Source organism: Lutibacter maritimus, assembly GCF_900116115.1.
Lineage (GTDB): Bacteria > Bacteroidota > Bacteroidia > Flavobacteriales > Flavobacteriaceae > Lutibacter > Lutibacter maritimus.
This window is the reverse complement of sequence record NZ_FOZP01000012.1, coordinates 1-12240: the sequence shown is the minus strand read 5'-3', so window position 1 is coordinate 12240 and position 12240 is coordinate 1. Positions and strand designations below refer to the sequence as shown.

Below are 12240 nucleotides of genomic sequence, written 5' to 3'. Positions count from 1 at the left end.
GAATTGAAAATCTTAAATTTAAGAAATAATGACTAAAAATAACTTTGCGAAAGATGAACCTTTATTTTTAAAGATTATTTATTGGATTGGAATAATTTGCATTTTTATTCATCTTTTTGACCTCAAGATTTTTGACAATAAATTTGATAAAATATTTGCGATAATTGGTTATAGTGGAATGTTTTTATTCTTAATTAGAATGTATATTTTTAGTAAGAGAAACGGAATTTATTAATTTAACAAGAATGACTAAAAAGCAACAACTAGCAACACCGCGCATAATTCATGCTTACATTTAAACTAAATACGAACCGACAAACATTCAACAAGCGATTTGCTTCAACCGAAAAATCTCCGATTTTCCAGTCGCACAAATCATATAAAAACTCGTTGTGTGCAAGCTGAAAAAAAATGAAATCGACAATAAAAATATTGACCATAGTTTTGTTCATTGGACTTTACAGTTGCGAATTTAAAAATGACCGACAAGAATACGCTGAAATGCTTATTGCGAAAGTTGAGACATTTAAGAAAACAAATAACCGACTGCCAAAAAATGTATCTGAACTTGGATTGACTGAAAAAATGGATAGTCCTGCTTTTTATCAAATGGAAACGAATACGACATATATAGTTTGGTATGGATTGAGTGTAGGAGAATCCAAAATTTATAAGTCGTCAACAAAAAAATGGACTAAAGAAGGATGATTTCAATACTATTATTAATTCCTTGGATAATATTTGGATTCAAAAACCCAAATCAGAATTTTATTGGACTTAATCAAACTAAAAAATCGCTGATTTTACTTTTAGTAATTGAAATTCTGTTTTTTCTAATTCTTTATCTGACTCTACCTGGACCGACTTCAAAAATTGCTGGTTTACAAAGTTTCTCTTGGAATTATTTTATAGCATATTATGCAAAAGGAATTGCCCCAACTTGGCTAATTAGCGAATATGTTAATGGAAATTTAGGAGATATAATTGATTTGAATTATCAATACATCTTTTTAATAGTAAGCTTAATTATTGACTATTTGATTTTGATAATAATTAGTCTGAATATTAGAAAAATATGGAAAAAGAAAAAGCCTGCACACAACACCGTATAAAATTAATTGCTTGGTTAAAGCTTACTTACGAAAGTCCTCGCGGACTTTCTATCAGTGATTTATTTGCTAACTTCAGTGCTTAAAACACGCAACTAATCTTATACAAAACCGTTGGCATTAATACGAAATGAAATTAGAATACACATTGAACTTCTCGGATTTTTTGGAATATCAACTTTATGTTTCTTCTAAATCTGAACTGCATAAAAAGAACCGTAATAAGTCAAGAATTGTTGTACCAATAATTTACATTGTTCTTGGATTATTTATTTTGTTCATAAAGAAAACTGAACTTGCAATTGCCTTCTTTGCATTTGCAGTTTTATGGTTTTTGTTTTATCCTTTATACTCTAAATGGAAATACAAAAAACACTTTGAAAAACATATAAAAGAGAATTATAAAAATAGAATCGGAAAAACAGCAACGCTGAACTTTGACAAAGACGCTGATTTTATAGAGACCTCTGATTTTGGAACTCAAACGAAAATACAGGATTCGGAATTTGACAAGTTGATTGAATTAAAAGACTACTTTTTTCTAAGACTCAAATCTGAGTTATCCTTAATTATTCCGAAACGAGCAATATCCGACCAAGAAAAATTTAAAAGTTTGTTTTCTGATATAAATTTAGAATACGTAAATGAATTAAATTGGGAATGGAAATAAAAGTACTAATGCCAACAATGTATAACCGCAATTACGGCGGATTCGACTACGTCCGAATCCACTCGGAATTGCTAACGTCAGTGCTAAACCGAAAATTAACGCATATAAACCCGTAACTGACGGTTATACTAGACCGTTAGCAACAATAGGTCAAGACGAATTAAGTAGTTCATTATGAACGAATTGTTTAACAAATTATAAATACGTTCTTTAAATTTAATCGGATAGATTTGATCCTTTTTTGGGAACTAAACGCTAGATAGTTTTAGTTTTTTAAGAAACTGAAATCTACATTGATAAATGAGTCGTTTAAAGCAAGTTTTCGGTTGCGTTCTGCCTCGTTCTTATCCAAAAAAGGCGCAAATGAAAATCTTAAACTACCAACCTAAATGCAAGATAGTTGGTTTTGTATTTTAAATGTGATTCGATTTATCAAAATTGAAATGTTTGTTTAAAAACGTATCGCTGGCATTCTGTCTCGGTTGGTTTTGGTGAAAATAAATAAGGTACGTTTTTGCCCAAAGTTTGGTGTTGCCCTAATGTGGCTAACATTGTATAACCAAAATTGCTTATTTCACTAAATTAGAACAATTCTTAATTCTTAAAATGTTATATTTAACATCGAAAAATTGTAAAAACCAAACGCAACTTTGGTTCATACTAAACCGTTAGCAACAATTTAAATGAACTCATCGCTTAAATTAATATTACTGTTTTTTATTCCACTTTTTTCATTTGGACAAGAGAAGGATTTTTATGATTTAGATAATTCTTACCACGAATTATACAGTAAACTAAAAGTAAAATCCTTAAAAGTGTTAACGAAGGAATTTGATAACGGAAAATTAAAAGAAGAATATATCGAGTTAATCCAAGATTTTGCTACAAATGGAGATATTATTAGAGAACGTGAGTTCTATGATTCAGATTCTACTGACGGTTGGGACGTGAAATATAAGTACAATGACAATCATCAAACTGTAAGAACAGAATGGACTTGGTTAGACGAGAAAGACCAAGATTTAACTGAATATGAATACGATTCGGACAATAAACTAATTAAGAGCTGTGATTATTATAAAAGCACAAATGCAACCGAATTTCTTCTTGAAGAATGTCTAATTTATATTTATCGGAAAAACCGAATATTTAAGGTCAAAACCACAGAAAATGAACTTAAAAATTATTACAAGAAAAAAGGAGATTTTGTTTTTGGTTATTCCGCAGATAAAAAATTAAAATATAAATACAAAAACGGAGAATTTGTCTATCAAAATATGGATTCAATTATATTCAGATATGACAGAAATGATATCGGACAAATTATAAAAACTACGAAAACAGATAATAGTGGAAATTTAATATTTAATACATTTTATGAATATTCAAACGGACTATTAACGAAAGTAGTTTCTAAAGACAAAAACGGAATTTTAAGACGAGAAGAAGATTATCAATATGAATATTACGAATAAAAACTGTTGCTAACAATGTATAACCGCAATTACGGCGGATTCGACTACGTCCGAATCCACTCGGAATTGCTAAAGTCAGTGCCAAACCGAAAATTAACGCATATTAATCCGTAACTGACGGTTATACGAGACCGTTGGCTAAAATAGCTCGGATGAATTTTTACGGTCAGAAATAAGACAGATTAAATTAAGTTTAAATGAGAAAATGATTTTGATTAAAATTAGTTCAATGACAAGTTAAACAAAAATGATAAATTTGAGTTCACTTCTACTCTACCAATTTGAGAGTTGAATCGCAAAAACCTCAATGAAACGGAGAAATTTAAAATCAGAACGGATTTGAGCATTGAATCGGATTTTTTAGAATTGACACGTAGAAAAATTGCAGAACGTAAAAACAAGTAAAACGATAAATTAAAAACAAAAAATACAAGGATTTTTATAAAAACAAGAATGACAAATCTCGGAAAGTACTAAAATTCAATTATCAGCATAACGTTTCGCTAAATTAGCCAACAACTCATAAAATTTATGCTTAAATTTGATTTAGTACAAACGACAAACAGTCAACAAGCGATTTGCTTCAACCGAAAAATCTCCGATTTTCCAGTCGCACAAATCTTATAAAAAATCGTTGGCAATAATTACGATGAAAAAGATTATAATAATATTCCTGATTATTTTAACAAGTTGTTCGAGAAACGAATATGAAAAAGAACTCATAGGAAATTGGAATAATTTTCCTTTGGATTTTATGAGTGACATAACATTTAAGCAAGATTCGATTATTACTTACAACTACTTCGAAAAAGAAGTTGGAGAATGGAAAGCAGATTCTTCTAAAATTTATATTACATTCTTAAATAGAACAAAAAATCATCATCGAAAAGAATTGGTATTGAATTATCGAATAAGTAGAAATAAAGACACTTTATACACATTTGAAAACTTAGATGATTATCGTAAAGAATTTTATTTATTAAAGGTTAAAGACTATTGGAAACATTATTTGAAAGAAATTGATTTAGAAATTAACTTACCAAAAGCTGATTTTGAAATAACTCAAATTGATTCCGAAAAAAAAGGATTTGATATTTACATTGGATTCAAAAATAACAAATTAAAGGTTAAAACTGAATTAACATATCAAGAAAAGAAAGTATTAGAGAATTTGGAATTCTTTTCTATTAATGAGTTTAACACTCATTACAATCTTGTAATAGATGAAAGAGTTACACAAAAAGTTATTGACTCTGTCAAAGATAAATTGAGTGTTTATCCTAAAATGAGATTTTTTAGAGTTTATAAAAAAGACTCTGCGAATTATGGAAAATATAATTTTTCTAATCCAAGAAATGATAGAAAAGAATGGAATTGGTACGGAAAATATGAATGATAAAAAAACTATTGCCAACAATGCGCATAAAAAATTGCTAAAGTCAAACGAGTATGATATTTAAAACAAATAAAAAACATAATTTTAAACAGCGGAAAATTGCGTTTTCAAACTCGCAACTTTTCATGCTCTAAACCGTTAGCAACAATAACAACAGAAAATGAATAGATACAAAGACAATACCAACAATGAATTATTAAGGCTTCTTGACAGATATAAATCTCTAACTTTTCCAGCCCAAATTGAATTACAGAAAGAGCTAATCAATCGTGATTTAATTGATAATTTACATGACTTAAATTCATCAATAACTGATAAAATTTCTGATATAAAATCAATGAATTACCTTAGTGATATTGGATTTGAAATGAAAGATAATGAAGAATCGATTGAAATTACACGGACTAGAAAAGCTATAATAATCGATTTAATTTCGATTATATTAGGTTTTATACTTTCATTTATCGGACTTCTTGGTTTTATTTCTCTGATTGGTTCCTTTTTCACAGAAAATGAATTTAATCTTTTTAGCCTTGTAATGAATATATTCCAAATTAGTTTAGGTATTTTAGGATTTAAAATCCTCAATGGATTTAAACGTTTTATTGATTATTTAGATTTTAAATTAACAATTAAAAACGAAATTGTAACTTTAGAAAAACGATTCGATTTAAAACTAACTACATTAGTACAAAATGTTTCTCACTTGAGTTTAGACAAGCAATCTGACAAACTAGTTTTAAGATTAGATGACTATGATATTTTAGGTGCAAACCCAAAAAATATTATCCAAAAAATGACAATTACTGAATTAGTCGATAAATTAAAAACTGTTGCTAACAACTCATAAAATTTATGCTTAAATTTGAACTAGTACAAACGACAAGCATTCAACTAACGATTTGCTACAACCGAAAAATCTCCGATTTTCCAGTCGCACAAATCTTATAAAAACACGTTGTGTGTAATATGAAAAAAAATAAACTATGAAAAATTGCCCGAATTGCAAATCAGAAGTTGATGATCATTTTGAATTATGTTGGAAATGTAATTATAGCTTTCCAGATAAAGAAGTTGTTGAAATTCAAGATTTTACTGAACAGAATATTGAAAGAAAAATTGACTGTTTAAGATGTAATATTCCAATGGAAAAATCTGGTAATTTCAAATTTTTAGAAGGTGCTAGAACTGGATTATTTGGAAATATATTTGAATTATTACAGAACAGAGAATCTTTCGATTTATATCATTGCTCTGAGTGTGGAAAAGTTGAGTTTTTTATTCCTAAGAAATGATTCTAACATTGATTATTTTAAAGTTACTTAGATTAAATTAAAGATAAAGGATTCTAAATATTCAGAATTTTATAGAATATGAACATTCACAGATTGAAAAAACTACACACAACAACTCATATAATTTATACTTAAATTTGAACTAGTACAAACGACAAACATTCAACAAACGATTTGCTACAACCGAAAAATCTCCGATTTTCCAGTCGCACAAATCATATAAAAGCCCGTTGTGCTTAATATTAGCCTAATGAAAAAAAAAGTAGAAATAAATTATTGGGATAAATACGTAACTGAATTTGAACAATCAAATCAAGAAGAAATAGTCAGTTTTTCAGAGGCGAATGATATTTCCTATGACAATGCTGTCAAAAAATTGGCTAAAGAAAAATTTGATACTGATTCAAAAAAAATTCGAGAAGAAGCTAATCAACTGATTTATTTACACATTTCTAAAGAAAAGGGCATTTCAATTCAAGAAGCAAAAAAATTAGTTGAACAGAAAAGAGCAGTTGATGAAAAATTACAAATAGAAATAGTCTCTAATTCATTAAAATTCAATTTTAATGAAAAAATAATAACAAATAAAATAAAGCCAACATCAGCAGAAAACAAAAGAAGGATTAGATATATTATTAGACACTCTATGGGAGAAATTAACAGAAAATATAGAGATGTTTTTAGGCTTATGTATGACAAAAAGAGATTTAAGCCTTCCAAAAAGTTATATCGTATTTATAGTAATTCATTATCTGAAATTTCTAGATTGAGGTATCGAAACAGTAATTATTACCAACTGATATCTGATATATTTAAAGAATACCTAAACAAGTGTTATGTTGTATTTTTTGAATATATCTTAACAAAAAATAATGAATTAAATCATAATAGAAACAATTTCACAAAAGACCAATTATTGAAAATAATTATAAATAGTCCATTATTAGTTACATTTATGGGAGATTTAGATAAATACGAGGCGGAATCAATAAAAATTTATGAAGACGAATTTGAAACTACTTATGATATGGATAATAAAGATAATGATTCTGACCCTGTAAATTATGAAAGGGCTATTATGGAAGCTCTTGAAAGAGGTGAAGGCGACCTATTTGGATTAGAATAATAAAATACTAAGCACAACACCGTGTATAATTCATTGCTAGTTATAGCCTACTTACGAAAGTCCTCGCGGACTTTCTATCTGTGATTTATTTACTAACTTTAGTGCTTAAACACGCAACGAAATCATACACAACAACGTTGGCTAAAATTATGAAAAAGATTCTTTTGATAAATTTAATACTATTTCAATCTCTGATATTTTCCCAAGAAAGTTTATCAGGAAAGTATTGTCATTCATTTGATGATAATTATTCTTGTGTGAATTTTTTAGAGAATAGACGATTTGAATATAATTCTGGAGGCGACCTCGGAGATAGTTATATTGGTGCTGGAAAATATCAATTAGTTAATAAAGAATTAATTTTAATATTTGATAAAGCAGAAAAAGTTTATCAAAGTATTATAGAAATTAAAAGTATTCAAACTAAATCTAATGATTCAATAAAACTTAATTTTCATTTTTTTGATTCCAATAAAATAGAATTACCTTTTACATATGTAGGAAAGGATTCATTATCTACCTTTTCGGCAGATAAATTTGGTAATCTTGAAATAATTGAGCCAAAAAACACAAGTGAAAATACTTATAAAATTTGGTTTATTGGATATGAAACATTATCGATAAATCTAAAAATGGATTCTGATAAAGAAATTATTATATTCCTATCGCAATGGACCCCAAAAATTATATCGAGTGAAATTATAAAATATGAGTTAATAGAAATCCGAGATAGCTATTTTAAAACTTCAGAAAGTCATCCATATCATCCATATGAAAAAAATGGATTGATTTACAAAAAGGTAATAAAGTAAAAAACTTTAGCCAACACCTTATATAATTTATGCTTAAATTTGAACTAATACAAACGACAAACATTCAACTAACGATTTGCTACCACCGAAAAATCTCCGATTTTTAGGCACACAAATCATATAAAAACTCGTTAGCCACAATAAGATAAAAAAATTCTATGAAACAAAATCCTTTTTCAATTTATGACTTTTTAGGATATTTAATTCCAGGCTCAACACTAATTTATATTTCCCTTATTATTGAGAAATTAGGTAATAAAACCGAATTTAAATTGAGTGAAGTTTTTACATCAATATCTGATTATAAATTTCAAGAAATTTTATTTTTTATTATTATTTCATATGCTTTAGGACATATTTTAAGTTTTCTATCTTCAATAACTATTGAGAAATATGGAAATTGGAAATATGGTTATCCATCTAAATATATTTTAGGATATGTAAAGAAATCTTTTTGGGTTGTAAAAAATGAACCTGAAGATTACAATGAAAGTATTGAAATTTATGAAAAATCTGAAAACAGAAAGAAAAGAAGGACTAAAAATATTGGAAGAATTTTCTTAACTATTTTATTATTTCCTTTTGTAATAATTGATTTCGTTTTTGGACAAAAATTGCATTTTAAGAATTTCTATCAAAAAGGCCTAGATCCTTATTTAACAAAAGTTATAAAAGAAAAAGTTGTTTTGTTAATTAATTCCTTAGGATTATCAACTGAAAATAATATATCTGAGAATGATTTGAAAAAATATGACTTTCATAGAATTGTTACTCACTACTCCTTTGAGAATTGCAAAGAACATCAATTCCGAATGGTTAACTATGTTGCTATTTATGGATTTCTGAGAAATTTAGTTTTAATTTTTATAATTACATCTTGGTATTATTTTATTCTAAGTTTAAATACATTGAATATTGAGAATAAAATTGACCTTAAAATAATCTTGATAAATTTAGGAATAATGTTCCTTTCATATATATCATTTATGGCTTATATGAAATTTTATAGGAGATATACATTAGAAGGATTAATGCTAATTTTAGTTGATAAAGAAATTAGGAGTAACTGTGGCTAACACCTCATATAATTTATGCTTAAATTTGAACTAATACAAACGAAAAACATTCAACAAGCGATTTGCTACAACCGAAAAATCTCCGATTTTCCAGTCGCACAAATCATATAAAATCACGTTGGCATTAATACGGTACGAATTTTGATTATTGAATAAAATGTAATAACTTTGTAATAACAAAACGAAATTATGGAAACATCTATTATCAAAATCGGAAATTCAAAAGGACTTCGCTTAAGCAAGACTATTTTGGAAAAATACAATATTAAGGAAAAAGTTGAATTGATTCTTGAAAAAGGACAAATCATACTTCGACCAATTGAAAAACCTAGAAAAGACTGGGAAGTAGAGTTTGAAAAAATGAGATTAAATAATGACGACAGATTATTAATGAATGATGTGTTTGACGATGAAAATCTTGACGAATGGAATTAAAACAGTATGTTATTGTTCTCGTGAATCTCGATCCAACAGTTGGAAGTGAGATAAAAAAAACTCGACCTTGTGTGATTATTTCACCGAATGAAATGAACAAATATTTGAATACAATTGTGGTTGCTCCAATGACAACGAATATGAAAAATTACCCTACAAGAATTCCAGTTGAACACAATGGGAAAAAAGGTATGATTACGATTGACCAAATTCGGAGTATAGATAAAAAGAGAATTGTTAAAGTATTTGATAAATTGACAAAATCGGAAATAAAAAAATGTAAAGAGATTATAAAAGAAACTTTCGTTGATTGAAAAGTACTAAATGCCAACACCGCGCATAAAAAATTGCTTAATTCAGTAAAATAGAATGTTTCTAAAATAGAAATATATTAAATTTAAACATCGGAAAATTGCGTTTTCAAACCCGCAACTTTTCATGCTCAAACCCGTTGGCAAAAAGTCTGATAAAATGACAGAATTTAAACAAGAAGACATTAAACATCTTAATAAGATTATTGAGAGTGTGAATTTTGATGATGCGTATGTTATTACTGACATAAAAGACATTTTAGGATTTAAAGAATTAAGTCAATTAGATTTTGAATATTATGTTAAAATATTAAATGATTATGATTGCATTGACGTTGAATATGAAAACACAAAAGATATTTATAACACTTGCATTTATAAAAATGGCAATACGAGTTATTTTATAAAACAAGGTGGTTTTGAAAGAGTTTTTAAAGAACTTGAAAAAGAAAAATCTCATAAAAACAATACTTTTTTTAGTTTAAAAAACGCAAAACTTAAACATTATTTATTTATTCCAACGACTATTTTAGCTTTTATTGGTGGATTAAAAACATTATATGACTGGACTAAAAATGACACAACCGATAAATCCACAACAACAGAACAAAAAACCATACAGAATAAGTCAGAATTGAAAGATATAAAGTCAGATAGTACTTTTGTTTTTCAGAAAAAGACAGATAAATCCAAAACTGATTGATAAAAAACCTTTTGCCAACAATGCGTATAAAAAATTGCTTAATTCCGTTAAATACTTTATTTTTCATTTCTAATTTTATTAATTTTAAACATCGGAAAATTGAAATGTTTAACTCGCAACTTTCCATACTCTAACCGTTAGCCAAAATAAGGACAGAAAAATTGCAAAACTGAAAAATGGAAAAAATAATTGAACCCAAAAATGAGAGTAGCTTGAGAAATTTATCTACGAATGATAAAACTCTACTTATAGGAATTGGAATGTTTTTTTGGTTAGGAATTGGGAGTTTTGCTTATCTATTTGAGATAACTCTGAAAGATATATTCTTCAATTTAAGTATAAGTCCCAATCTGACTGAAATATTTGGAGAAATGATGAATTTCTTAACATATGTTTTAGGAGTTATTTACCTAATAAAAGTCATTCAGAGAGGTAAGATTAAATTATTGAAACTATTCAAAATTTCATTTTTAATGCTTGTAATTGGACAATTATTACAATTTATTGAGCCAATGATAAACGACAAATTACGGTCAGATAATTATTTCGAAAACTCAAATCAATATTATGATTTCTTAAAAGAGAACCCGAATTATTATTGGATTTCAATTTATCTTGGAATTTCATTATATTTTATAATCGGAATGATAATTTATTTCAAGAGAAAATAACTTTGGCTAACACCTCATATAATTTATGCTTAAATTTGATTTAGTACAAACGACAAACATTCAACTAACGATTTGCTACAACCGAAAAATCTCCGATTTTCCAGTCGCACAAATCATATAAAATCCCGTTGCAAGTAATTGTAGAAAAGATGAATAAAACGATAATATTACTACTTCTATTGATTCTTAGTTGTAAAATGTCTCATGGAAATATTATTAACAAAGATTCGATTATTGAGTGGGATGAAAATCAAAAATTAACTTGGTCTGATTTTCTTGATAAACCCGATGAAAATGATTCAGTTGGAGATGCCTTAACAAGTTATAAAATTGAAATTGTTCCATCAAATGTTGTTGTAGATGAGAATGACAGAATTCAGAACTTTAGAAATCTTACAGTAAAAGCTAATTTTTATAAATATCACTCTTGGTATATTGAAAATACAGATGATTTATTAGAACACGAGCAATTACATTTTGACATAGCTGAACTATTTGCTCGAAAAATGAGAAAGGAGTTTATAAAAATGCAAAATGATAACGAATCAAAATTTGATATTTATTCAAATTGCTACAGTAGATTATGGAAAGAATGCAGAATAATGCAACAACAATATGATTATGAAACAAGTCATGGAAGAGAAAAGGCAATGAATCAGAAATGGTTTGATAAAATTAGAAGTGAAATAAATAAACTAAATGAGTACAGATAAAAACAACTACTTGCAACAACTGGTATATTTTATTGCTAGGCTGATTTCCTAACGGAAATCATCGCAATTTTATTAACTTTGTTACTAGGCTGAAAATCCTACCGGATTTTCTCGCAACAAAACATACCAAAAACCGTTGTGTGCAAGCTGAAAAGAACTCTCGTCCTAAAATAGGTTGACTAAAAATTAAACACTTTTAGTAACTTATGAATACACAACAAAATTCAACCTGTCGAAAAAAAGAGTATCAAAAAATTAGTTTTGACCTCAAACTTTCTATCATTGACGAAATTATTAATGGACAAATTTCTGTCAACTATGCCTCCAAAAAATATCAAATTTCTCGAAGTTCTATTACCTATTGGATGAAAAAATTGAGTAATTTTAAACAAAAATCTACTTCTATGGGTAAAAATAATGAACTTAAAAAACTACGCGAACGTATTGA

General features: G+C 27.4%; 16 protein-coding genes. All 16 read left to right on the top strand.

What is annotated here, in order from left to right; translation table 11 throughout:
• The first annotated feature begins 411 nt into the window (after positions 1-411).
• The gene (locus tag BM335_RS15250; RefSeq protein ID WP_090230671.1) at positions 412-708 is read left to right on the top strand and encodes a hypothetical protein; all 297 of its coding nucleotides are present in this window, start codon (positions 412-414) and stop codon (positions 706-708) included.
• Entirely contained in the window at positions 705-1112 is a 408-nt protein-coding gene (locus tag BM335_RS15245) for a hypothetical protein (RefSeq protein WP_090230667.1), read from the top strand. The genes BM335_RS15250 and BM335_RS15245 overlap by 4 nt, the downstream gene beginning before the upstream one ends.
• A 127-nt stretch (positions 1113-1239) precedes the next feature.
• Entirely contained in the window at positions 1240-1779 is a 540-nt protein-coding gene (locus tag BM335_RS15240; RefSeq protein ID WP_090230660.1) for a YcxB family protein, read from the top strand.
• Positions 1780-2462: 683 nt separating this feature from the next.
• Entirely contained in the window at positions 2463-3254 is a 792-nt protein-coding gene (locus BM335_RS15235) for a hypothetical protein (RefSeq protein WP_090230657.1), read from the top strand.
• Between the two features lie 649 nt (positions 3255-3903).
• Positions 3904-4650, top strand: a complete 747-nt coding sequence (locus BM335_RS15230) for a hypothetical protein (protein ID WP_177219230.1) — start codon at positions 3904-3906, stop codon at positions 4648-4650.
• A 160-nt stretch (positions 4651-4810) separates the two neighbouring features.
• A complete protein-coding gene (locus tag BM335_RS15225) occupies positions 4811-5500 on the top strand; it encodes a hypothetical protein (protein WP_090230650.1) in 690 nt (229 codons plus the stop codon).
• A 136-nt stretch (positions 5501-5636) separates the two neighbouring features.
• Positions 5637-5945, top strand: coding sequence for a hypothetical protein (locus BM335_RS15220; protein ID WP_090230646.1), 309 nt, complete (start codon positions 5637-5639; stop codon positions 5943-5945).
• A 250-nt stretch (positions 5946-6195) separates the two neighbouring features.
• Entirely contained in the window at positions 6196-7071 is an 876-nt protein-coding gene (locus BM335_RS15215) for a hypothetical protein (RefSeq protein ID WP_090230642.1), read from the top strand.
• Positions 7072-7220: 149 nt separating this feature from the next.
• Positions 7221-7883: a hypothetical protein gene (locus BM335_RS15210; RefSeq protein WP_143102440.1), complete on the top strand. Its 663-nt coding sequence runs from the start codon at positions 7221-7223 to the stop codon at positions 7881-7883.
• A gap of 158 nt (positions 7884-8041) precedes the next feature.
• Positions 8042-8959, top strand: a complete 918-nt coding sequence (locus BM335_RS15205; protein ID WP_090230634.1) for a hypothetical protein — start codon at positions 8042-8044, stop codon at positions 8957-8959.
• Between the two features lie 189 nt (positions 8960-9148).
• Complete coding sequence (locus BM335_RS15200) at positions 9149-9394, top strand: AbrB/MazE/SpoVT family DNA-binding domain-containing protein (RefSeq protein WP_090230631.1); 246 nt, start codon at positions 9149-9151, stop codon at positions 9392-9394.
• Positions 9385-9708, top strand: coding sequence for a type II toxin-antitoxin system PemK/MazF family toxin (locus BM335_RS15195; RefSeq protein ID WP_090230626.1), 324 nt, complete (start codon positions 9385-9387; stop codon positions 9706-9708). The genes BM335_RS15200 and BM335_RS15195 overlap by 10 nt, the downstream gene beginning before the upstream one ends.
• Before the next feature lie 157 nt (positions 9709-9865).
• Entirely contained in the window at positions 9866-10408 is a 543-nt protein-coding gene (locus tag BM335_RS15190; RefSeq protein WP_143102439.1) for a hypothetical protein, read from the top strand.
• A gap of 176 nt (positions 10409-10584) precedes the next feature.
• A complete protein-coding gene (locus tag BM335_RS15185; RefSeq protein WP_090230618.1) occupies positions 10585-11079 on the top strand; it encodes a hypothetical protein in 495 nt (164 codons plus the stop codon).
• A 197-nt stretch (positions 11080-11276) separates the two neighbouring features.
• Positions 11277-11792 carry a DUF922 domain-containing protein gene (locus BM335_RS15180; protein WP_090230616.1) on the top strand — a complete coding sequence of 172 codons (516 nt, stop codon included), beginning with the start codon at positions 11277-11279 and terminating at the stop codon, positions 11790-11792.
• A gap of 206 nt (positions 11793-11998) precedes the next feature.
• Positions 11999-12240: helix-turn-helix domain-containing protein (locus BM335_RS15175; protein WP_317041047.1), on the top strand; the 242-nt coding region annotated here is incomplete at its 3' end.